Raw genomic sequence first — 22794 nt, forward strand, 5'->3', positions numbered from 1 at the left:
CGGCGAGTAGCCTCGCGCCCATGCGAGCGATCACTATCCCGGAGCCCGGTGGCCCCGAAGCACTTGTCTGGGCGGACGTCCCCGATCCGCAGCCCGCCGAGGGCGAGGTCCTGGTCGAGGTCGCGGCCAGCGCCGTGAACCGCGCCGACCTGCTCCAGCGCCAGGGCTTCTACGACCCGCCGCCCGGCTCCTCCCTCTATCCCGGTCTGGAGTGCGCGGGGCGGATCAGCGCGCTCGGCCCCGGCGTGCACGGCTGGGCCGTCGGGGACGAGGTGTGCGCGCTGCTGGCGGGCGGCGGATACGCGGAGAAGGTCGCCGTCCCGGCCGGCCAGCTGCTGCCGGTGCCGGCCGGCGTGGACCTGGTCACGGCCGCCGCGCTGCCCGAGGTGACCTGCACGGTCTGGTCGAACGTCTTCATGATCGCGCACCTGCGGCCCGGGGAGACCCTGCTGGTCCACGGCGGTGCCAGCGGGATCGGCACGATGGCGATCCAGCTCGCCAAGGCCGTCGGCGCACGGGTCGCGGTGACCGCGGGCGGCCCCGAGAAGCTGGCCCGCTGCGCCGAGCTGGGCGCGGACATCCTCATCGACTACCGCGAGCAGGACTTCGTCCAGGAGATCCGCAAGGCCACCGACGGCAAGGGCGCGGACGTCATCCTCGACATCATCGGCGCCAAGTACCTGCAGCGGAACGTCAAGGCGCTGGCGGTCAGCGGACGGCTGGCGATCATCGGGCTGCAGGGCGGGGTGAAGGCGGAGGTCAATCTCGCCGCTCTGATGGCCAAGCGCGCCGCGATCACCGGCGCCGGGCTGCGCGCCCGCCCGCTGAACGAGAAGGCGGCCATCGTCGCCGCGGTGCGCGAGCACGTCTGGCCGCTGATCGCCAACGGTCAGGTCCGGCCGATCGTGGACCGCACGATCGCGATGGCGGACGCCGCCGAGGCGCACCGCGTCGTGGACGCGAGCGCACACGTCGGCAAGGTCGTACTGACCGTCTGAACCGACGCCCGCCCCTCCCGCGACCCGAGCCGTTCGCGCCCGCCGGCCGCCCCAACTGCGCCCGGTAACCCGGCCGAGCTGTCCGAGATGCCGTGAATCTCGTCACATGTGACGCTGGTCAGGTCACTCGACGGCTCGGCACGGGAGGGGCACTGTGGTCGCTCCAGGTTTCCGTTCGCGCATCGCCACCGGTCTGTTGGTGGCTGCCGTCGTGCTGCCCGTACCGATAGGGGCCACCTCCGCGGTGGCCGCGGACCGGCGGGCCACACCGGTCGACCGTCCCCCGCATCTCGTCCGCCCGGGCGACCAGCCCGACGACGCCCCGGGAGACGGCGGTGCCGACGGTTTCGGCCCCGACGGGTACGGTGCCGACGACTTCGGGACCGGTCCGCCCGCCGAGGGGCCCGGTGCCGGAGGGGGCCGGGCGCGCGCCGGACACCCCGGTCACCCGGGAGCCCCGGGACGCCTTCCGGGTCTGCCGGACCGCTTCCCCGGCCTGCCGTACGCCCTTCCGGACTACCCGCACCGGCCGCATCACCACTTCGGGTTCCGTGGGTACGGCCGCTGGCACCACCACCCGCATCACCCCTTCGAGCCGGGCTCCGCGGCACCGCCGTACTCCGATGGCGGGAGCGCCGAATCCCCGGGGCACGGCAGGCACCGGCACTCCGCCTCGGCGGGCTCGCCCGACGCCGACCGTGCGCACGCGCGGCCCGGCCGGCGTGCCCCGAAGCCGAAGCACCGCAAGCCCTCCGCATCCGCCTCCCGCCACGCCGCGGCCACCCCGTCCCGGCCCTCCCCGTCCCGGCGCGATGTCGCGGACCGGCACACCCGGCGCTCCTACGAGGCCTTGCCGCCGCTCCCGACGCCCGATCCGGAGGACGTCCGCTCCGCACCGGAGAACGTGGACGACACAGCGGCGGCAACGGCGACCCCGTACGCCATGGAGACCCCAGGCGCTCCTGTCGAGCGGGTGCTCCCGATGGGTGCCGGGCTTGCTCTCACGGGGCTGGGGCTGGCCTTCTTCGCCCTGCGGCTGCGCCGGGGCTGATGCCGGCGTCGGTTTCACGTGAAACGGCGGGAATCCACGGTTTCACGTGAAACAGCGACGCCCGGATTCGCGCGGAAAGGGTGGATCACCTTCTCCCAGGGGCACCACTTGTGGGGAGCCCAGGTACGAGAGAATGGCGGCATGGAGATGCCGATGAATGAACGGTCGCAGGAGAATCCGCACGTCCTGGTGGTCGGCCCGGACGGAATGGCGCTCGGCGGTGGCGTCGGCTCCGGTGGCGGGGAAGACGGCGAAGAATCCCGGGAGACCCCCTTGACGGACATGGTCGAACAGCCTGCGAAGGTCATGCGCATCGGCAGCATGATCAAGCAGCTGCTGGAGGAGGTGAAGGCCGCCCCGTTGGACGAGGCGAGCCGGGTCCGGCTCAAGGAGATCCATTCCAGCTCGGTCAAGGAGCTGGAGGACGGTCTGGCGCCCGAGCTGGTCGAGGAGCTGGAGCGTCTGTCGCTGCCGTTCACCGATGAGTCGGTGCCGACGGACTCGGAGCTGCGGATCGCCCAGGCCCAGCTGGTCGGCTGGCTGGAGGGCCTTTTCCACGGCATCCAGACCGCGCTCTTCGCCCAGCAGATGGCGGCCCGTGCCCAGCTGGAGTCGATGCGCCGTGCGCTGCCGCCCGGTGCCATGCCGATGGAGGGCGAGGAGGGCCAGCCCGGTCACGGCGGCGCCCGCTCGGGCCCGTACCTCTGAGCCGGGGTTTCTTCGTTCAGCGACCCGCAGCAAGCAGAAGGGGCCGGCACGCGGCGTGCGCGCCGACCCCTTCTTGTCCGGTCCTGATCAGTAGTGCCCCGTCGAGACGGTCAGCTCGATCGTCTCGCCGCTCTTCGGGTCCCAGCGTTCAAGGCTCGCCGGTTTCGTCTGTATGACCGTGTTCTTGGCCGTGTACCCGCGGTCCTCTTCTGTGACCTTGTACTTCCAGCCCGCCGCGTCGAGGCAGGACTTCACCGAGTCCAGGTTCTTGTAGGTGAGGAACGGGAAGTAGATCTTCTTCGGTTCGCTGTAGGGCGAGTCCGGCTTGGTGCACTCCGTCGAGTCAACCGTCTTCGTCTTGTCCTCAGGCATGACGCTCTGGGTGGGGGACGACTTGTAGGAGTAGGTCGATGTCGGGTCGGGGTCCGGGTCGTCGCCTCCACCGGCGCTCAGACCGATGCCGATCGCGATCGCGGTGACCACGATGACACCGACAATCGCCGAGACGACGATCACCGCGGAGTTGTTCTTCCGCGGGGCGGGACGGACGGGCGGCGGCATCGTGGGCGCCACCTGCGGCGAGGGGTACGCCGGGGGCTGGTAGCCACCCGTGTTGAACGGCGCCGGGCCCGGAACGGGGCCCGGCGCGGGCGTCGGATAGGTGTTGTTCGGCGGCGGCGGGGGCGTCGAGGGGCCGAAGGCCGCCTGCGTCGGCTGGTACGGCTGCTGCACGCTCGGCGGCGCCGGGGTGTGCGGGTTGCCGGACGCGGTCGGGAAGACGGCGGAGGAGACCGACGCACCACTGGTCCGCGCCCGCGGGCCCTCGCCGATGATCAGCGGCGTCGCACCGGACTGCCCGGACCCGACGATCCGCAGACACTCGTCCCGCATCGCCTCGGCGGTGGGGAACCGTTCGTTGGGGTTCTTCTTCAGCGCACGGGCCACCAGCGCGTCCACGGCCGGCGGCAGCGAGCTGTTGATGCTCGACGGGACCGGGGGCTCTTCCTGGACATGGGCGTAGGCGATGGCGAGCGGGGAGTCCGCGTCGAACGGCAGCTGGCCTGTCACCAGCTCGAAGAGCAGGATGCCGACGGAGTAGAGGTCGGAGCGGGCATCCACACCGCGTCCCAGCGCCTGCTCGGGCGACAGGTACTGCGGGGTGCCGACGACCATGCCGGTCTGCGTCATGGACGTCACGCCGGACTGCATGGCGCGGGCGATGCCGAAGTCCATGACCTTCACGACGCCGCGCTTGTTCAACATCACATTGCCGGGCTTGATGTCCCGGTGGACCAGGCCCATCTCATGGCTGACCTCGAGCGCGGCCAGCACATCGCCCGTGATCTTCAGGGCCTTATCCGTCGGCATCGCGCCAACCTGGGCGATGTCGGTGTCCAGATCGGAGCGCAGCGGCTGGCCTGCGACGTACTCCATGACGATGTACGGCACCATGCCGCCGTCGAGCTCGTCCTCACCGGAGTCGAAGACGGAGACGATATTGGTGTGCGTGAGCTTCGCCACGGACTGCGCCTCACGGCGGAAGCGCTCGCGGAAGGCCGGCTCACGGCCGAGCTCGGTGTGCAGGGTCTTGATCGCGACCTCGCGGTCCAGCACGGTGTCGTAGGCGAGGTGAACGGACGCCATACCGCCCGCGCCCAGAAGATCACGAAGCTGGTAACGTCCTCCGCCGACCGAACGGCCCTCGAATTGGCCCTGAGCGCCGTCCTGGCTCATCGTTCCGCTTCCCCCTAGGCGCACTACCCGTACGTATAGCGATCAAAATCTGGAATTTCGCAGCCAAGTCTGCCCCAGGCCCCGGACACGTCAAGCCGTGTGCCCGTTCCGTGACCAGATGTGCAAGATCCCGTCACGGCCAGGGGACTTTTCGGTGCCCGATTACCCCCGGTGAACTTGCGGTGTTTGACTTCCGGCGGCTTTGATGGCCGGTCCACGACGGACCGGTGGGTGCCGCGGAACCTGTAGCGTGCTCTAGCGAAGACCGATGACCTTACCGCTCTCATGCGGATTGATTCGACGGCGAGGACCGATGGCACCGACGCAGAGCCCCCAGGGCCCGTCCGATCCTGACGCCACCGGCTCCAATATCCCCGACGCACCGGAGATGTGGGGCAACGGCGGGCTGGTCGGCGATGGCCGCTACCGGCTCACGCGACGGCTGGGCCGCGGCGGTATGGCGGAGGTGTTCGCGGCGGAGGACGTACGGCTCGGCCGGACCGTCGCCGTGAAGCTGCTGCGGGCCGACCTCGCCGAGGACCCGGTTTCCAAGGCCCGCTTCACGCGGGAGGCACAGTCCGTGGCCGGGCTGAACCACCACGCGGTGGTGGCGGTCTACGACTCCGGCGAGGACCTGGTCGGCGGCAACACCGTGCCGTACATCGTGATGGAGCTGGTCGAGGGCCACACCATCCGCGATCTGCTGCTCAACGCCGACGCCCCGCCGCCGGACCAGGCGCTGATCATCGTCTCCGGTGTGCTGGAGGCGCTGGCCTACAGCCACCAGCACGGCATCGTGCACCGTGACATCAAGCCCGCGAACGTGATCATCACCAACAGCGGCGCGGTGAAGGTCATGGACTTCGGCATCGCCCGCGCCCTGCACGGCGCGCAGTCGACCATGACGCAGACCGGCATGGTCATGGGCACCCCCCAGTACCTCTCCCCGGAGCAGGCGCTCGGCAAGACCGTCGACACCCGCTCCGACCTGTACGCCACCGGCTGTCTGCTCTACGAACTCCTCACGCTGCGGCCCCCGTTCACCGGTGAGACGCCGCTGTCGGTCGTCTACCAGCATGTGCAGGACATGCCGGTGGCGCCGTCCCACGTCGCCGACGCGGTGCCGCCGGAGCTGGACGGCCTGGTCATGCGGTCGCTGGCGAAGGACCCGGACGACCGCTTCCAGTCCGCCGAGGAGATGCGCGGCCTGGTCCAGTACTCGCTGCAGATGCTGCACGAGCAGGGCGGCCACACCGGCACCTGGAGCACCGGCCCGGTCGCCGTCCACGAGGGCGGGCTCACCTCCCCCATGGGCACCGCGGCCACCACGGCGATGCCGCACCCCGACGCCGGCAAGACCACGGCGCAGCCGATCCTGACGCCCGGAATGCGGGATGACGACGGCGGCTTCGACGGCGGGCCCCGGCCGGGCAAGGGCGGCCGCGGCAAGATCTGGCTGATCGCGGCCCTGGCGGTGATCGCCATCGCGGTGGGCGTGGCCTTCGCGCTCCAGAACACCGGTGGCCAGGACAAGAAGCACCAGACGCCCACCTCGGAGTCGCCCAAGCCGTCGAAGGACGACGAGACCAGCGAGCCGCCTTCGGAGGAGCCGAGCGTTCCGGAGAGCGAGCCCGAGGACACGGGCGATGACGGCGGCACCTATTCCCAGCCGCCTTCGGAGCAGCCCAGCACTCCGGAGACGTCCCAGCCGCCGACCTCGCAGCCGCCCTCCTCGCAGCCGCCGACGTCCGAGCCGCCCACGTCCGAGCCGCCCACGGACCCCACGGACCCCACGGACCCGACCGACCCCACCGGCGGTGCCGCTGACGGGGGCGCCGCCGACGGCGGCCCGGACACCGGTGTGACGGCGGGCGCGACCGGCTGACCGGTCCGTCCCCGCCTCAGCGGGTGAACGCGTTCCGTACGGCCCGGTACTCGCGGGTCCACCACACGGCCAGTGCGGCCGCCGCCGGGAACTGTGGATCGGTGCGGCGGTCGCCCAGCTGGTAGCGCCAGGTGAGCATCCAGAAGTCGTTCAGCCGCTCCCACCACACCCGGTGGACGGCCGCCGCGAGCTCCTCGGCGCCGGCTCCGCAGGCGTGGCGGTAGGCGCTCGCGTAGGCCGCCACCTTGGCGAGGTCCAGGGTGCCGCAGGGCCGTACGAAGAAGATCGCGGCGGCGCGCACCGCCTCTTCGGCGCGCGGCTGGACGCCCAGCCGGTCCCAGTCGACGATCGCGGTCGGCTCGGTGCCCCGGTAGAGCACGTTCAGCGGGTGGAAGTCGCCGTGCACCCAGCCCGCGGGCGGCTCCGCGCCGGGGGCCGGGCGGCGGTGCGCCTGCTGGGCCAGCAGGGCCCGGCGCTCCAGCAGACGGTGTTCGGCCAGCTCGTCGAAGCTGGTGCGCGGCCGGGCCCCGCGGGCCAGGGCCAGCAGCTCGTCGATCGTCTCGAAGGTCCGCTCGGGGTCGGCGCCGGCGTCCGCGCAGGGCGGCCGGGGCGGATGCGGTTCGTCCGCCATGACCTCCGCCAGCGCGTTGTGTACGACCCCGAGCAGGGCGCCGAGCCGCCGGGACTGGTCGCGGGTCAGCGCGGCGCCGCCGAGATGGCGGCCTTCGACCCAGGGGTGCAGGGCGTAGCAGCGGCCGTCGAGGACCGTGACCGTGCGGCCGTCCGGATGGGCGACGGGCGGGGCGACGGGCAGGCCGAGCGCGGCGAGCCGGTAGGTGGCGCGGTGCTGGCGGGTGAGGGCCGCGTGGTCGCCGTCGAGGTGGTGCTTGAGGAAGTAGCGGCCGCGGGTGGTGGCGAGGAAGTAGCCGTGGTTGAGCAGGCCTTCGGCGACCGGTTCACAGGACAGCGGCGTACCGGCGCCCGTGTAGTGGCGGAGCAGGGAGCCGAGAGTGTCTCTGTCGGGCGTCGCCGCCGTCCGGACTACAGATGAGCGCAGCACGCGCCAGATGTTAGATCAACTACGCCCGTCGGAGTGGGTGTGCCGGAAGGCCTCACGCAGCGTGCGCACAAGGACGGAGGGCGCTCCGGCTTCCGCCCGGCGGGGCCTGGGGCGGCAGAGATTCCGTGCTTCCGCAGGGCCGTTCTCCGAGGGGTGCTGTCGCTTTCCCTGGCTGGTCAGTGCCGTTCCGCCTGCATTCGGGCGACATAGGCGGCGGCCTGGGAGCGGCGTTCCATACCGAGCTTGGACAGCAGGCTGGAGACGTAATTCTTGATCGTTTTCTCGGCGAGATGGAGCCGTTCGCCGATGGCGCGATTGGTCATTCCCTCGCCGATCAGATCGAGGATCTTGCGCTCCTGGTCGGTGAGGCGCGCCAGCCGGTCGTCGCCCTTCGCGGTGTTGCCGTCGCGCAGCCGTTCCAGCACCCGGGCGGTGGCCACGGGGTCGAGCAGGGACTTCCCGGCCGCCACCTCGCGCACCGCGGAGAGCAGTTCGTTCCCCCGGATGGCCTTGAGGACATATCCGGCCGCACCGGCCATGATCGCGTCGAACAGCGCCTCGTCATCGGCGAAGGACGTGAGCATGAGGCATTTGATGTTCTCGTCCTGCGAACGGATCTCGCGGCAGACCTCGACGCCGCTCCCGTCCGGCAGCCGGACATCGAGCACCGCTACGTCCGGACGGGTCGCCGGTATCCTGACCAGGGCATCTGCGGCGGTGCCCGCCTCGCCGACGACCTCGATGTCCTCCTCGACCGAGAGCATTTCGTGGACACCGCGCCGGACAACTTCGTGGTCATCGAGCAGGAATACCGTGATTTTTCCGTCTTCGCGCACCTCACCAGTCTCACACATCAACCCTTCCCGTGCTCCAGGTCACCGATATAACGTGCCGTTGTCCCGGCGGCCTGCAACGCTGTGACCAGGAGTTGTTCCAAGCCTTCGCGATTTACTTGGAAATCCAAGCAAAATCGCAGGTCAGCGCCGTTTCCACTTCGGCTTTGACAATGGGTAACGTGCAATGAGCAGGCCACTGTCCGGGAGCTTTGTTCCACCCGGAGCCGGCCGCGAACGCACACACCCCGTGCGCCGTATCGGATACCGGGTGAGCCGCAATACGGCCACCGGCGGACCCCGGGGGCCGGACAGACGGAGGAGCAGCACGTGACCGTGGAAGGCACTGCGCAGCGGAAAAACGCCCGCGGCAGCAGCAAGCGCACCACCGCCAAAAAGGCGACGTCGGCGAAGAAGGCGTCCCCGGCCAAGGCCCGGAACTCCGGCCGGCCCGAGCAGGCGGAGCACGACCAGCTCGTACAACTGCTGACGCCCGAAGGCAAGCGGATCGAGCACCCGGATTACTCGATCGACCTTTCCGCCGAGGAACTGCGCGGGCTCTACCGCGACATGGTGCTGACGCGTAAGTTCGACGCCGAGGCGACCACCCTCCAGCGCCAGGGCGAACTGGGCCTGTGGGCCTCGCTGCTGGGTCAGGAGGCCGCCCAGATCGGTTCCGGCCGCGCGCTGCGCGACGACGACTACGTCTTCCCGACCTACCGTGAGCACGGTGTGGCGTGGTGCCGTGGGGTCGACCCGACGAACCTGCTGGGCATGTTCCGCGGTGTCAATCACGGCGGCTGGGACCCCAACAGCAACAACTTCCACTTGTACACCATCGTCATCGGCTCGCAGACGCTGCACGCGACCGGCTATGCGATGGGTGTGCAGAAGGACGGCGCGGATTCCGCGGTCATCGCCTATTTCGGTGACGGTGCCTCCAGCCAGGGAGATGTCGCGGAATCCTTCACCTTCTCCGCGGTCTACAACGCCCCGGTCGTGTTCTTCTGCCAGAACAACCAATGGGCGATTTCCGAACCCACCGAGAAGCAGACCCGGGTGCCGCTCTACCAGCGCGCCCGCGGTTTCGGATTCCCCGGTGTACGGGTCGACGGCAATGACGTTCTGGCGTGTCTGGCGGTGACCAAGGCGGCGCTGGAGCGGGCCCGTACCGGCCAGGGGCCGATGCTCATCGAGGCGTTCACCTACCGCATGGGCGCGCACACCACCTCCGACGACCCGACGAAGTACCGGGAGGACGAGGAGCGGGTGGCCTGGGAGGCCAAGGACCCGATTCTGCGGCTGCGGACGTACCTGGAGGCCGAGGGCATCGTCGACGACGCGTATCTCGCCTCGATCGACGAGGAGAGCGAGGCCCTGGGCAAGCGGGTCCGCGATGCCGTACGTGCCATGCCCGACCCGGACAACATGGCGATCTTCGAGAATGTCTATGCCGACGGGCATGCGCTCGTCGATGAGGAGCGCGCGCAGTTCGCCGCGTATCAGGCGTCGTTCGCCGATGCCGATCTTGCCGCGGAGGGGAACTGACCATGGCCGTCTTCGAGAAGATCACCATCGCCAAGGCGATCAACGAGTCGCTGCGTGCCTCCATGGAGGCCGACCCCAAGGTCCTCGTCATGGGCGAGGACGTCGGCAAGCTCGGCGGCGTCTTCCGCGTCACCGACGGTCTGCAGAAGGACTTCGGCGAGGACCGGGTGATCGACACCCCGCTCGCCGAGTCCGGCATCGTCGGCACCGCGATCGGGATGGCGCTGCGCGGCTACCGCCCGGTCGTCGAGATCCAGTTCGACGGCTTCGTCTTCCCCGCCTACGACCAGATCGTCACCCAGCTCGCGAAGATGCACGCCCGCGCGCTGGGCAAGGTCAAGGTGCCGGTCGTCATCCGCATCCCGTACGCGGGCGGTATCGGCGCGGTCGAGCACCACTCCGAGTCCCCCGAGGCGCTGTTCGCGCATGTCGCCGGACTCAAGATCGTTTCTCCCTCGAACTCCTCCGACGCCTACTGGATGCTCCAGCAGGCCATCGCCGGCGACGACCCGGTCATCTACTTCGAGCCCAAGCGCCGCTACCACGACAAGTCGCGGCTGGACACCGAGTCGATCCCGGACCCGCTGCACAAGGCCCGGATCGCCCGGACCGGCTCCGACCTGACGCTGGCCGCCTACGGACCGATGGTCAAGGTCTGTCAGGACGTCGCCAACGTCGCGGCCGAGGAGGGCAAGTCGCTCGAGGTCGTCGACCTGCGCTCGCTCTCCCCGATCGACTTCGACACCGTGCAGTCGTCGGTGGAGAAGACCGGCCGGCTGATCGTCGTCCACGAAGCCCCGGTCTTCTTCGGCGCGGGTGCCGAGATCGCCGCCCGGATCACCGAGCGGTGCTTCTACCACCTGGAGGCCCCGGTCCTGCGGGTCGGCGGCTTCCACTCCCCGTACCCGCCCTCCCGTCTGGAGGACGAGTACCTTCCGGGACTGGACCGGGTGCTCGACGCCGTTGATCGCGCGTTGGCGTACTGAGGGTTTGAGGAGAGTTCGTGACCATGACTGCAAGTACCGCCAAGGCTCAGCGCTTCCGCGAGTTCAAGATGCCGGACGTCGGCGAGGGGCTGACCGAGGCCGAGATCCTCAAGTGGTACGTCCAGCCGGGCGACACCGTCACCGACGGCCAGGTCGTCTGTGAGGTCGAGACCGCCAAGGCCGCCGTCGAACTGCCCATTCCCTACGACGGGGTGGTGCACGAGCTGAACTTCGGCGAGGGCGTCACCGTCGACGTCGGCACCGTCATCATCTCCGTGGACACCGACCCGGGCGCCGGGCCCGCCACGGCACCGGCGGCGGCCCCCGCTCCGCAGGAGGCCGCCAAGGCCGAGGAGGAGGCCGAGCCGCAGGGCCGGCAGGCGGTGCTGGTCGGTTACGGCGCCGCGCCGTCCTCGACCAAGCGCCGGGCCCGCAAGCCCCAGACGGGGGTGCCGGCCCAGCCGGAGCCCGTGAGCGCCGCGCTCCAGGCGGAGCTGAACGGACGGACGGCGCCCGCTCCCGTGGCGCCGGCCGCGCCGGTCGCTCCCGTGGCTCCGGTCGTGAACGGCACGGGTGCCGGGGCCGCCGGGCGGCCGCTGGCCAAGCCGCCGGTGCGCAAGCTCGCCAAGGATCTCGGGATCGACCTGGCGACGATCGTCCCGAGCGGACCGGACGGCATCATCACCCGCGAGGACGTCCATGCCGCCGCCGCCCCGGCAGCGGCGCCCGCCCCGGCCGAGGCGGCTCCCGTCGCGGCTCCCGCGGCGGCAGCCGGGACCGGTGTCGTCGACGCCGCCGCCCGTGAGCGGCGGGTGCCGGTCAAGGGCGTCCGCAAGGCCACCGCACAGGCGATGGTCACCAGCGCCTTCACCGCGCCGCATGTCACGGAGTTCATCACCGTCGACGTGACCCGCACGATGAAGCTCGTCCAGGAACTCAAGCAGGACCCGGACATGGCCGGGCTGCGGGTCAACCCGCTGCTGCTGGTCGCCAAGGCCTTCCTGGTCGCCCTCAAGCGCCACCCGGAGGTCAACGCGGCCTGGGACGAGGCGCGGCAGGAGATCGTCTACAAGGACTATGTGAACCTCGGGATCGCGGCGGCCACCCCGCGCGGGCTGATCGTCCCGAACATCAAGGACGCAGCGGCCAAGACGCTCCCCCAGCTCGCCGAGGAACTGGGCGAGCTGATCTCCACCGCCCGCGAGGGCAAGACCTCCCCGGCGGCGATGTCCGGCGGCACGGTCACCATCACCAACGTCGGCGTCTTCGGCGTCGACACCGGTACGCCGATCCTCAACCCGGGGGAGTCGGCGATCCTCGCCTTCGGCGCGGTCAAGCTCCAGCCGTGGGTCCACAAGGGCAAGGTGAAGGCGCGTCAGGTCACCACCCTCGCGCTGTCCTTCGACCACCGCCTGATCGACGGTGAGCTGGGCTCCAAGCTGCTCGCGGACATCGCGGCGATCCTGGAGCGCCCCAAGCGGCTCATCACCTGGGGATGAGCCGGAATGCGGGACCGGGCGGTTCGGAGCGGCGTTTCACGTGAAACGCCGCCTCGGGTCCGCCCCGGCCCGGTGGACGAGCAGCCGGTCGGCAGCCCCGCGCCGCCGCTCCGGCCGTACGTCAGCTCCTACGCCGGATACCGGCAGGCCGGGCTGCCACCGGGCCGGCACCGTGGGCTTCCCTCGCCCCGGCTGACCCTGATCTTCACCCTCGACGAGCCGCTCACGCTGACCGGCCATCCCGATCCCGCACAGGCCCCCGGCACCTACGACACCCTCATCGGCGGTCTGCACACCCGCCCCGCGCTGATCGCCCACCCGGGCCGTCAGTCCGGAATCCAGGTCGGTCTGTATCCGCTGGCCGCCCGTGCCCTGCTGGGGCTGCCGGCCGGCGAGCTGGCGAGCATCGACCTCCCCGCGGACGCCGTCCTCGGACGGCACGGCGCGGAGCTCGGAGAGCGGCTGCGAGCGGCCCATGGCTGGCCGGAGCGGTTCGCGCTGCTGGACGCCTACTTGCTGCGCTGCCTGTCACGGGAGCCGGGCCGCCCCGGACCGTCGCCCGAAGTGGTGCGTGCCTGGCAGCTGCTGGCACGGTCACGGGGCGCCGCGCCGGTGGCCGCGCTCGCCGAGGACGTCGGCTGGAGTGCGCGCCATCTGACCGCCCGCTTCCGGCAGGAGACCGGTCTGGCGCCCAAGGCCGCCGCCCGGGTCATCCGCTTCGACCGGGCGCGCCGGCTTCTCGGTGCCGAGGCCCGTACGGGCCGGTCACCGCTGCTGGCCGATCTGGCCGTGCGCTGCGGCTACTTCGACCAGGCCCATCTCGCCCGGGAGTTCCGCTCGCTGGCCGGCTGCCCGCCCAGCCAGTGGCTCGCCGAGGAGTTCCGAAACGTCCAAGCCGCCGGGGACGTCTCGGGGAACGCTGAATCCGGCGGCCCACCGGGGGCCGCGTTCCGATCCAGGAGGTCCGGCGAACATGCCCGAGAACCTGACCGACATCACGCCCGCACCCCAGGTATGGCCGACGCTGCGGGCCCGTGACGCCCGTGCGCTGATCCGCTTCCTGGCCGATGCGTTCGGTTTCGAGGAGACCGTGGTCCATGGCGAGGGCGAGCGCGTCGAGCACGCCCAGCTCTCCTGGCCCGAAGGCGGCGGCATCATGCTCGGCTCCGTCAGGGACGCGGAGAACGACCACTGGCCACTGCGACCCGGAACGTTCGGGGGCTATGTCGTCACCGACCGCCCCGACGAGCTGTGTGCCCGCGCCAGAGCCGCCGGAGCGGAGATCATCGAGGAGCTGACCGACACCGACTACGGCTCGCGGGGCTTCGCTGCCCGTGATCCTGAGGGCAATCTCTGGTCGTTCGGCACGTATCGCGGCGCGCCGCGCACGGCGTAGCGGCCGGTGACGGGGCCGGTGGCGGTCAGCCGCGGATGAGCTCCACCGCGCGGCTGAAGTGGCCCACCGGTCCGGTCGAGCCGGACTCGTCGGTGTGTGCGGCGCCGCGGGTCAGGGCGACGCCCGCCCACAGGCAGGCGACGATCAATGCCAGCACGACGGTGTTCCGCGTACGGCGGCCGGCGTTCGTCCTGGGCTGCATGGTCAACTCCCCTTGGGTGTCGGAGCCTCCCCGGCTCCCTGTCTCTATTCACCCATGAGATTCACCGCCGTCTGTACGCGGCAGGTACGGACTCTCGTCCGCCTTGAGGTGGACCCGACATCCCCCTGGAGTCTCCCTGCCCGAGGGGGCCGGGAAAGGGTTTGCCGTGGCCGGCCGGGCTGTTTACGGTCGGCGCAATGAGCAGCGAAATGATCATCCGGCGCTATCACCCGTCCGACCAGGACGTTGTCACCGACCTGTGGTCCCGGGCCGCGCGGCAGGCGCACCCGTTCCTCGACGGGGAGGGCACGGGCGAACGGGCCCGGCTCCTCCGCGAGGTGTACCTCGTCGAGGGGGAGAACTGGGTGGCCGAACGCGCGGGCCGCGTCATCGGACTTCTCGGACTGCCGGCCGGCGGGCCCGGGGACGGCAACGGGGCGGAGATCGGCGGTCTGTTCGTGGCGCCGGAGGCCCAAGGCGGCGGAGTCGGGCGGGAGTTGCTGGAGCATGCGGCGGCGCTGCACGGCGCGCTGACCCTGGAGGTCTTCGAGGACAACGACCGGGCCCGCGGCTTCTCCGCCCATCTGGGCTTCGAGGAGCAGGGGCGGCGCACGGACGAGGAGACCGGCCGTCCGCTGATCGCCCTGGAGCGTGCCGCGCCGCTGAGGTCGGTGAGCTGGCTGCATCTGCGCGAGGGACGGCTGCTGAGCGTACGGACGCGCGGGAACGACACCTTCTATCTCCCGGGCGGCAAGTACGAGCCCGGCGAGACCGCCCGGGAGGCGCTGTCGCGCGAACTCGGCGAGGAACTCGGCCTGGTGGTACCCGCCGAGGAGTTGGAGGAGGCGTTCGTCATCCACGACGTCGCCCACGGGAAGAACGGGCGCCGGCTGCACATGACCTGCTTCACCGGCGGGCCCCAGGACATCGCACCGGCCCCCGGCCGGGAGATCGCGGAGTACGCCTGGTTCGACCGCCGGGAGGCGCGGGAGCGCTGCGCCCCCGCCCATGCGCAGGTCGTGCGCCGACTGGTCGCCCAGGGGCGGATGCCGGGCTGAGGACGTCGCCGGGCGGCGGACGGGCAGGGGCACGCGTCGGGCGGTGGCTGCGCCGGGCGATGGCCGGTCCGGGCGTGCCGGCGGCGGCCGGGCCGGAGGCGCTCGGCGGTGGCCGGGCCGAGGTGCGGGCGGCGCACACCGGCCCGGCTGGCTGCCGCGACGCCGCCCCGACGGCCTCATAACGCCCCTACCAGGGCAAACGCGACCTTCCCTGTCCGCATCGCGGAACGGAGTGTCGGACGCATACCTGTTGTATCTATCCTGTGCGCATGTCCTCAGCGTCCACGCCCACCGCCCCTGCCAGAGAGTCCGCCGCCAAGCAGCCGCCCGCCGCCGAGCGGGTCTACGCGCACATCAAGGACGCCGTCCTGGAGCGCCGCTACGAGGGCGGAATGCTGCTGACCGAGGGGGAGCTGGCCGATGCCGTGGGGGTGTCGCGGACGCCGGTGCGCGAGGCGCTGCTGCGGCTGGAGGTCGAGGGGCTGATCAAGCTCTACCCCAAGAAGGGCGCGCTGGTGCTGCCGGTCTCGGCGCAGGAGATCGCCGATGTCGTCGAGACCCGGCTGCTGGTGGAGAAGCACGCCGCGGCCAAGGCGGTGCCCGCGGGCGAGCCACTGCTCGGCGAGCTGACCGAACTGCTGGAGACGATGCGGGAGCAGGCCGCGTCCGGCGATCTGGCCGCCGTCTCCGTCACCGACCGCGCCTTCCACGCCGCCATCGTGCGCAGCGCCGGCAACCAGATCCTGGACCGGCTCTATGAGCAGCTGCGCGACCGTCAGCTGCGGATGGGGGTCGCGGTGATGCACGCGCATCCGGACCGGATCGCCAAGAACATCACCGAGCACGCGGAGATCCTCGAGGCGCTGCGCGCCGGGGACGCGGACGCCGCCACCGACGCCGTGCAGCGGCACGTCAGCTGGGTCCGCAACCTCGCGCAGGGGGACGTGCGATGACCGCCGGCAGCGGAAGCGCCGGCGGCTCACCCGGCCAGGACGGTACCGGCGGCTCCGGTATAGGCGGCGCCGCCCGGCTGATGCCCGCCGACCCGCCCGGCGGCCGTAAGGCGATGGCCGTCTGGGGCATCGGCGTCGCGGTCTACTTCGTCGCGATCACCTACCGCACCAGCCTCGGCGTGGCCGGGCTGGACGCCGCCGACCGCTTCCACATCAACGCCTCGGCACTGTCGACGTTCTCCATCCTCCAGCTGCTGGTGTACGCGGGGATGCAGATCCCCGTGGGTCTGCTGGTCGACCGGCTCGGCGCCAAGAAGGTGCTGACGCTCGGCGTGGTGCTCTACACCCTCGGCCAGTTCGGCTTCGCGCTCTCCGCGTCGTACCCCATGGCACTCGGCTCGCGTGCGCTGCTCGGCTGCGGCGACGCGCTGACCTTCATCAGCGTGCTGCGGCTGGGCTCCCGATGGTTCCCGGCCCGCCGCGGCCCGATGATCGCCCAGATCGCGGCGCTGGTCGGGATGGCGGGCAACCTGGTCTCCACGCTCGTCCTCGCCCGGTTCCTGCATTCCTTCGGCTGGACCCCGACCTTCGCCGCCAGCTCCGTCGGCGGCATCGTCGTGCTGATCGTGCTGCTGCTCTTCCTGAAGGACCACCCCGAGGGCTTCGCTCCGCCGCCCGCGTCCGCCCAGCACACCGGCGCGGGGTTCGTGCGCCGGCAGATCGCGGACGCCTGGCGCGAACCCGGCACCCGGCTGGGCATGTGGGTGCACTTCACCACCCAGTTCCCCGCGATGGTGTTCCTGCTGCTGTGGGGGCTGCCGTTCCTGGTCGAGGCGCAGGGCATGTCCCGCGGCACCGCCGGTGAACTGCTCACCCTGGTGGTGCTCTCCAACATGGCGGTCGGCCTGGTCTTCGGCCAGATCATCGCCCGTCACCACGCGGCCCGTACCCCGCTGGCCCTGGGCACCGTCGGTGTCACGGCGCTGACGTGGGCGCTCGTGCTGTCCTGGCCGGCCGATCATGCGCCGATGGCGCTGCTGGTCGCGCTGTGTGCGGTCCTGGGCGCCTGCGGTCCCGCCTCGATGATCGGCTTCGACTTCGCGCGGCCCGCCAACCCACCCGAGCGGCAGGGCACCGCCTCCGGCATCGTCAACATGGGCGGCTTCACCGCCTCGATGACGACGCTGCTCGCCATCGGGGTGCTGCTGGACGCGACCGGGGACAACTACCGGATCGCCTTCGCCTCGATTTTCGTCCTGGAGGCGTTCGGCGTCGCACAGATCCTGCGGCTGCGCCGCAGCGCGGCACAACGCGAGCGGGAACGGCTGGTCGTCAGTCGCGTCGAGGCGGTTCACGTTCCGGCCTGAGGCGGCCGAGCGGTTCGCGGCCGAGTCCGTTTCACGTGGAACGGACAGGGCTGTTTCACGTGAAACGGCTCATACTCCGAGGCCGGCTCTCGCTCCGGCACTCCGACGGGCACGGGTGCGGCGCGGCGGAGGCCCGCCCGGACACCGTCCCACCCACCCTCGGGCTACGGCGTGACCGCGAAGTGGTCCAGGACCGCCGCGGCCAGTTCGGCGTCGCCCTCGATCTTGATCTGCTCGGCGACGGCCGACGGGCGCACCCGGCCGCAGGCCAGCTGGTGGAAGGTGTCCCAGTCCAGAGCGAGTGTCAGCGTCGGGCCGAGCGAGACGCTGCCGTCGATCGAGGCCTTGCCCTCGGCGTCGACGCGGACCGTCCGCAGGAACTCCAGCGGTCCGCTGACGTCGAAGACCACCGCCGAATCGGCGGGCGCCTGGGCGCGCTTGGCGACGATGCCGGGCAGCAGCTTCACCAGCAGATCGCGCGTCACCTGCGCGCCGGGGGAGTCGAGATTGCCGGGCTTGCCGAGCGCCCGGCGCAGGTCCTGCTCATGTGCCCAGACATCGAATGCCCGCTGCCGCAGCACGAATTCCAGCGAACGGTCCTCGCCGAGCGGGCTGCGGACCACGGCGTCCGGCTGGCGGGACTCGTTGCGCAGCTGCCGGGAGCGGCGGATGACGGTGTATTCGAGCTCGCTGAGCATCTCCGGCGCGGTGTGGTGCCGGCGGACGTCGACCTGCACCTCCATCCGTCGCGCCGACTCGGTGCGGACGTGGTAGAGATCGCGCGGCAGGGTGTGGATCGGCCGTGGGTCGCCCAGCATTTCGCATTCCAGGCCGATGACATGGGAGACCACATCGCGCACGGACCATCCTGGGAGGCCCGTCGCCCTGTTCCACTCGCCTTCGACGAGCGGAGTCACCAGCTCGGTTATCGCTTCTATGGAGTGCGTCCAGGCATCGATGGAGGACTGAAGACTGGGATGGACGGTCACGGGACCCCTCGGACGGTTCGTACGCGGGCTGCTGTCTGTGCAGTCAAGTTACGCTGCGCACGGGCACCCCGGCAGTGCTTTCGGACGACCATCGTAGGCCGATGCCCCCCGGTCGCAGAGGGGTGCGCGGTACACCCGGAACGCGTGCTTCTCAGTCCTCTCCGCGCTCCCGCTCGGCCAGCCGGATCACACACACCGCGATGGCGATCAGCAGCGGCGGATCGGCATCCTCCCGTACGACGTTGACCGCATAGGTGTCGCGCACGGTCAGCCAGCGCCGCGAGATCTCGGCGAGCAGTTCGCCCTCGTACTCGATCGCGAACTCCCGGTCCAGGATCTTTCCGCTGACGTCCAGCTCGGTGCCGTCCACCAGCTCGACGCGGTAGTGGTTGCGCAGCAGCGAGAGCCGTTTGCGCCGGATCGTGGCCAGCGGCTGGTCGTCCCGCTCGATGGTCATCGTGTCGCGCAGGCTGAGCATCTTCTTGCGGATGGTGATCAGCACCCGCCGCTCGGGGTCCTTCAGCTCGAAGGTCTCCCGCAGCCGCAGCGCCTTCCCGTCCACGAGGAAGGCGTGCCGACCGTGCTCGTCCTCGATCCAGTAGTCGTCACCGATGCCGAAGATGCGGTCGCGTACCAGGTACTTGCTCGGGCGCGGGGAGGCTTCCCCGGGAGATGGGTGCATGGCTGACCTGTTCCCCCGGGGCCCTGCGGAATGCGCACGCACCGGAGTGACGTTGAATGTGCACATGGCTTCACGTGCACGCGTCCGCGCCCCCGAGCTGACCGGCAAGGGCGGCTGGCTGAACACCGGCAACAAGGATCTGACCCTCTCCGACCTGCGAGGACGCATTGTCGTCCTGGATTTCTGGACCTTCTGCTGTGTGAACTGTCTGCATGTCCTGGATGAGCTGCGGGAGCTGGAGGAGCGGCACCGCGACACCGTCGTGATCATCGGCGTGCACTCCCCGAAGTTCGTGCACGAGGCCGAGCATCAGGCCGTCGTCGACGCCGTGGAGCGGTACGGCGTCGAGCACCCCGTCCTCGACGACCCCGAGCTCGCCACCTGGAAGCAGTACGCGGTACGGGCCTGGCCGACGCTCGTGGTGATCGACCCCGAGGGATATGTGGTCGCCCAGCACGCCGGCGAGGGCCATGCGCACGCCATCGAGAGGCTCGTCGAGGAGCTGGAGGCCGAGCACACGGCGAAGGGGACCCTGCGCCGCGGCGACGGACCCTACGTACCGCCGGAGCCGGTGGCCACCGATCTGCGTTTCCCCGGCAAGGCGGTCCGGCTCCCGGGCGGCGGTTTCCTCGTCTCGGACACCACCCGTCACCAGCTGGTGGAGCTGGCGGCGGACGGCGAGCAGGTGCTGCGCCGGATCGGCAGCGGCGAGCGCGGGCTGACCGCGGACTCCTTCAACGAGCCGCAGGGCCTGGCACTGCTGCCCGACGGCAGGGTGGTCGTCGCGGACACCGTCAACCACGCCATCCGCGTCTTCGACCCTGCTAGCGGCACGCTGGAGACGGTGGCCGGCACCGGCAGGCAGTGGTGGCAGGGCTCGCCGACCTCGGGTCCGGCGCGCGAGGTGGACCTCTCCTCGCCGTGGGATCTGGCCTGGTGGCAGGACCGGCTGTGGATCGCGATGGCCGGGGTGCACCAGCTGTGGACGTACGACCCGGTGGCCGGCACGGTCCAGGTCGCGGCCGGCACCACCAACGAGGGCCTGGTGGACGGCCCGGCCGACGAGGCGTGGTTCGCCCAGCCGTCCGGGCTCGCGGCGGCCGGCGACCGGCTGTGGGTCGCGGACTCGGAGACCAGCGCGGTCCGCTGGGTCGAGCCCGCCGAGGCGGGGGACAGCTATGTCGTCCGTACGGCCGTCGGCACCGGCCTGTTCGACTTCGGGCACCGCGACGGCGCCGCCGGCCAGGCGCTGCTGCAGCACCCGCTGGGGGTGACCGCGCTGCCTGACGGCTCGGTCGCCGTCGCGGACACCTACAACCACGCACTGCGCCGCTTCGACCCCGCGAGCGGTGAGGTGACGACGCTGGCGAAGGATCTGCGCGAGCCGTCCGACGCGGTGCTCGTCGACGGCGACATCGTGGTGGTGGAGTCGGCGCGGCACCGGCTGACCCGGCTGCGGCTGCCGGAGGAGGCGATCCGCGTCGAGTCGGTGGCGCATCGCACCCAGCGCGCGGCCACCGAGGTCGCCCCGGGAGCGCTGCGGCTGGAGGTGGTCTTCCAGGCCCCGGCCGGGCAGAAGCTGGACACCCGCTACGGTCCCTCGACCCGGCTGCTGGTCAGCGCGACGCCGCCGGAGCTGCTCGCCGACGGCGCGGGCGCCGGCACCGACCTCACGCGGGACCTGGTGCTCGCGGACGGTGTGACCGAGGGCGTGCTGCATGTCTCGGCGATGGCCGCGTCCTGCGACGACGCCCCGGACATCGAGTACCCCGCCTGCCATGTGCACCAGCAGGACTGGGGCGTTCCGGTCGAGATCGTCGAGGGCGGGGCGGCCCGGCTGGGGCTCGTGCTGGCCGGGCTGGACGCCGAGTAGGAGCGGGAGCCCCGGGCTCGTGGGGCGGGCCCGGGGCGAGGCCGGCCGGTGTGGGCTACTTGCCGACGCCGCCGGCCAGCTGCGCCCCGTGGATGCTGGAGCTCCAGTTGGTGACCTTGCTCTTGCCGACGGAGATGTGGAGCCGCTTCTCCGCGAAGCTGACGGTGGCCGGACCGTGCGTCGGGGAGCCGGCCGAGATCCCCATGAAGTCGACGGCCACCGACTTCTGCTCGGTGCCCTTGGTGGCCGCGGTGTTGGTGGGGATGACCGCGTAGGCGTAGCCGTGGGCGGGCACGGTGATGCGGGTGCCGTCGAGGTGGCCGGGCGTGCCCTGCAGCAGGGGCAGCGGCTTCTTGGCGTTGTCGAAGCGCAGCAGCGGCGCGTTGTAGAGCTTGCAGTCGCGGCTGCCGGAGTTCTTGAACTTCACGGCCACATGGCTCTTCGGGCCGGTCTGCTGGGAGAACGTGACCTTGTACGTGCTCGGGTAGCAGTCGGGCACCCGCCGCGAGGCCGCTCCCGTGCCCGCCGCTGCCGCACCGCCACCGATGATCTTGCGCTTCTTGCTCTTGGAGGACGAGAAGGAGGACTTCTTCGACTTCTTCGAGGAGTGGCTGTTGCAGCCGGTCAGCGCGAGCGAGCCCGCCAGACCGAGGGCCAGCGCGGCATACGCGGCGGAGCGGCGGCGGGAGCGGCGTGCGGTCATGGGTGGTCCCCCAGTGAGTTGCTGCGGTGTCAGCGTGGTGTGTCTGTCATGGCACGGCCACGATATCCATAGCGGGCCGGGGCGCCGGGGTCGGTGCACCGCGCACCCTGCCGCGATGACGTCATCGCAGGTCAGAGCGGTACGCGTGGGTCCGTGACGGGGGTGAGGGCCGATCTGTGGGGCATGAAGATCCGCTCTCGCACCGGTGCCGGGGAGTCAGTCCGGGCAGCCGGGCAGCGCGGTGTTCTCCACCTGTTCCGGGCGAATACGGATGGCCGGCACCCACACCTGAGCGCCGTCGCGATCGACCCGGAACCACATGCTGCTGTGCCCGCCCACCTCGTCGGTGACCGTGACCCCGTCGGCGATCCGGCAGACCGCGCGCAGCACCTCACCGTGCCGGACATGGCCCACGACGTTGGAGCGGCGATAGAGCCGGTACGGATCACGGGCCAGCCCGAGCGCGCAGTCGTCGGTGCGCCGGTGCTGACAGCGCCGTTCGATGTTGTGGACGGTGATCCGGGCGGAGCCGGTGGCCGACGCCGCGCCCTCCGCGCCCCGCGCCCTGCCGTCGCCGCTGCGGTCCGGCGACCCGTTCGAGCCGGTCAGCGCCGGTACGGCCAGCGCCGCGGCGAGGAGCACCGCGGCGGTCCCGGCCCCGGTGAACGCCAGCCGCCGCCTTCGCCGCGCGGCCACCGTGGCTCCGGCTTCCGCACCTCCGCCGGCCGGCCCCTCGGCATCCGCCTGGACCTCCCCGTCGGAAGCGCCGTCCCGCTCCGCCGCCCGCTCGCCCGCGTCCGCCGCCGGCTGGGCGCGGTGCAGCAGGTCGACGAGGGCGGGCAACCGGTCCTCACCGGTGAAGGAGAGCTTGCACCACTGCACCAGCAGCCGTTCATCGGGCAGGCTCTGCCCCCGCAGATAGCGGGACAGGGAGGAGCGGCTGGCGGGCAGCCTGCTCTCCAACTCCTTCAGGCTGTAGCCGAGTTCGCCGTGTATGCGGCGTAAGGCGGCGACGAAGTCCCGTACCGGGCCGGAGAGTTCGTCGGGCAGCGGGGCCAGAGGCTTACGGCGGACATGAGCGGCATGGTTCTGATGGCCAGGCACGTCTCGCATTCCAGCACAGCGGGCATGCGCGCGCGAGGGGCACTTCCGCTCCCCTGCGGCGGAAGTGCCCCTCGTGACACGATCCGGATCGCACCCGGACCCCTTGGTGACGTTTCACGTGAAACAGCGTGAGATCTTCCGTCGGGCCGCGTGCTCCGGCCGGCC

General features: G+C 71.1%; 21 protein-coding genes. 13 read left to right on the forward strand and 8 right to left on the reverse strand.

What is annotated here, in order from left to right:
* The first annotated feature begins 20 nt into the window (after positions 1-20).
* The 3 genes from ACWC9R_RS03580 (at position 21) to ACWC9R_RS03590 (ending at position 2757) form a co-directional block, all read left to right on the forward strand.
* Positions 21-998 carry an NAD(P)H-quinone oxidoreductase gene (locus ACWC9R_RS03580; RefSeq protein ID WP_450728657.1) on the forward strand — a complete coding sequence of 326 codons (978 nt, stop codon included), beginning with the start codon at positions 21-23 and terminating at the stop codon, positions 996-998.
* Between the two features lie 154 nt (positions 999-1152).
* Positions 1153-2049 (forward strand): hypothetical protein, encoded by an 897-nt coding sequence (locus ACWC9R_RS03585; protein ID WP_450728659.1) that lies wholly within the window; start codon positions 1153-1155, stop codon positions 2047-2049.
* 141 nt (positions 2050-2190) lie between these two features.
* A complete protein-coding gene (locus ACWC9R_RS03590) occupies positions 2191-2757 on the forward strand; it encodes a bacterial proteasome activator family protein (protein ID WP_362600555.1) in 567 nt (188 codons plus the stop codon).
* An 87-nt stretch (positions 2758-2844) separates the two neighbouring features.
* On the opposite strand, the gene ACWC9R_RS03595 is transcribed toward ACWC9R_RS03590, so the two are convergent.
* On the reverse strand, positions 2845-4491 hold the full coding sequence (locus tag ACWC9R_RS03595) for a protein kinase domain-containing protein (protein ID WP_450728661.1): 1647 nt from the start codon (positions 4489-4491) through the stop codon (positions 2845-2847).
* A gap of 313 nt (positions 4492-4804) precedes the next feature.
* On the opposite strand from ACWC9R_RS03595, the gene ACWC9R_RS03600 reads away from it, so the two are divergent.
* Entirely contained in the window at positions 4805-6376 is a 1572-nt protein-coding gene (locus ACWC9R_RS03600) for a protein kinase domain-containing protein (RefSeq protein WP_450728663.1), read from the forward strand.
* A 16-nt stretch (positions 6377-6392) separates the two neighbouring features.
* Here the strand turns inward: ACWC9R_RS03600 and ACWC9R_RS03605 are convergent, their stop codons facing one another.
* Positions 6393-7436, reverse strand: a complete 1044-nt coding sequence (locus ACWC9R_RS03605; protein WP_450728665.1) for a phosphotransferase — start codon at positions 7434-7436, stop codon at positions 6393-6395.
* 176 nt (positions 7437-7612) lie between these two features.
* Positions 7613-8272, reverse strand: a complete 660-nt coding sequence (locus ACWC9R_RS03610) for a response regulator (RefSeq protein ID WP_450728667.1) — start codon at positions 8270-8272, stop codon at positions 7613-7615.
* 327 nt (positions 8273-8599) lie between these two features.
* On the opposite strand from ACWC9R_RS03610, the gene pdhA reads away from it, so the two are divergent.
* The 5 genes from pdhA to ACWC9R_RS03635 all read left to right on the forward strand — a co-directional run bounded on the left by pdhA (position 8600) and on the right by ACWC9R_RS03635 (position 13698).
* A complete protein-coding gene (gene pdhA, locus ACWC9R_RS03615; RefSeq protein WP_362600570.1) occupies positions 8600-9817 on the forward strand; it encodes a pyruvate dehydrogenase (acetyl-transferring) E1 component subunit alpha in 1218 nt (405 codons plus the stop codon).
* A gap of 2 nt (positions 9818-9819) precedes the next feature.
* On the forward strand, positions 9820-10803 hold the full coding sequence (locus ACWC9R_RS03620; RefSeq protein ID WP_450728669.1) for an alpha-ketoacid dehydrogenase subunit beta: 984 nt from the start codon (positions 9820-9822) through the stop codon (positions 10801-10803).
* Between the two features lie 23 nt (positions 10804-10826).
* Positions 10827-12302, forward strand: coding sequence for a dihydrolipoamide acetyltransferase family protein (locus ACWC9R_RS03625; RefSeq protein WP_450728671.1), 1476 nt, complete (start codon positions 10827-10829; stop codon positions 12300-12302).
* Positions 12303-12374: 72 nt separating this feature from the next.
* Positions 12375-13340, forward strand: a complete 966-nt coding sequence (locus tag ACWC9R_RS03630; RefSeq protein ID WP_450728673.1) for a helix-turn-helix domain-containing protein — start codon at positions 12375-12377, stop codon at positions 13338-13340.
* On the forward strand, positions 13276-13698 hold the full coding sequence (locus tag ACWC9R_RS03635; protein WP_450728675.1) for a VOC family protein: 423 nt from the start codon (positions 13276-13278) through the stop codon (positions 13696-13698). The genes ACWC9R_RS03630 and ACWC9R_RS03635 overlap by 65 nt, the downstream gene beginning before the upstream one ends.
* A gap of 25 nt (positions 13699-13723) precedes the next feature.
* Here ACWC9R_RS03635 and ACWC9R_RS03640 read toward each other — a convergent pair whose 3' ends face one another.
* Complete coding sequence (locus ACWC9R_RS03640; RefSeq protein ID WP_450728677.1) at positions 13724-13900, reverse strand: hypothetical protein; 177 nt, start codon at positions 13898-13900, stop codon at positions 13724-13726.
* Positions 13901-14097: 197 nt separating this feature from the next.
* Here ACWC9R_RS03640 and ACWC9R_RS03645 point away from each other — a divergent pair, with 197 nt between their 5' ends.
* The 3 genes from ACWC9R_RS03645 to ACWC9R_RS03655 all read left to right on the forward strand — a co-directional run bounded on the left by ACWC9R_RS03645 (position 14098) and on the right by ACWC9R_RS03655 (position 17278).
* Positions 14098-14958, forward strand: coding sequence for a GNAT family N-acetyltransferase (locus ACWC9R_RS03645; RefSeq protein ID WP_450728679.1), 861 nt, complete (start codon positions 14098-14100; stop codon positions 14956-14958).
* A 269-nt stretch (positions 14959-15227) separates the two neighbouring features.
* Positions 15228-15911 carry a GntR family transcriptional regulator gene (locus ACWC9R_RS03650; RefSeq protein ID WP_450728681.1) on the forward strand — a complete coding sequence of 228 codons (684 nt, stop codon included), beginning with the start codon at positions 15228-15230 and terminating at the stop codon, positions 15909-15911.
* Between the two features lie 113 nt (positions 15912-16024).
* Complete coding sequence (locus tag ACWC9R_RS03655) at positions 16025-17278, forward strand: MFS transporter (protein ID WP_450728873.1); 1254 nt, start codon at positions 16025-16027, stop codon at positions 17276-17278.
* A gap of 164 nt (positions 17279-17442) precedes the next feature.
* On the opposite strand, the gene ACWC9R_RS03660 is transcribed toward ACWC9R_RS03655, so the two are convergent.
* Complete coding sequence (locus ACWC9R_RS03660) at positions 17443-18267, reverse strand: maleylpyruvate isomerase family mycothiol-dependent enzyme (RefSeq protein ID WP_450728683.1); 825 nt, start codon at positions 18265-18267, stop codon at positions 17443-17445.
* 151 nt (positions 18268-18418) lie between these two features.
* The gene (locus ACWC9R_RS03665; protein ID WP_393357948.1) at positions 18419-18949 is read right to left on the reverse strand and encodes an LURP-one-related/scramblase family protein; all 531 of its coding nucleotides are present in this window, start codon (positions 18947-18949) and stop codon (positions 18419-18421) included.
* Between the two features lie 64 nt (positions 18950-19013).
* Here ACWC9R_RS03665 and ACWC9R_RS03670 point away from each other — a divergent pair, with 64 nt between their 5' ends.
* Positions 19014-20822, forward strand: a complete 1809-nt coding sequence (locus ACWC9R_RS03670; protein WP_450728685.1) for an NHL domain-containing thioredoxin family protein — start codon at positions 19014-19016, stop codon at positions 20820-20822.
* Positions 20823-20877: 55 nt separating this feature from the next.
* Here ACWC9R_RS03670 and ACWC9R_RS03675 read toward each other — a convergent pair whose 3' ends face one another.
* Positions 20878-21525, reverse strand: coding sequence for a DUF4232 domain-containing protein (locus tag ACWC9R_RS03675; RefSeq protein WP_450728687.1), 648 nt, complete (start codon positions 21523-21525; stop codon positions 20878-20880).
* A 216-nt stretch (positions 21526-21741) separates the two neighbouring features.
* The gene (locus ACWC9R_RS03680) at positions 21742-22638 is read right to left on the reverse strand and encodes a helix-turn-helix domain-containing protein (protein WP_450728689.1); all 897 of its coding nucleotides are present in this window, start codon (positions 22636-22638) and stop codon (positions 21742-21744) included.
* Positions 22639-22794: the final 156 nt, after the last annotated feature.

The organism is Streptomyces sp. NPDC001219, from assembly GCF_053597915.1.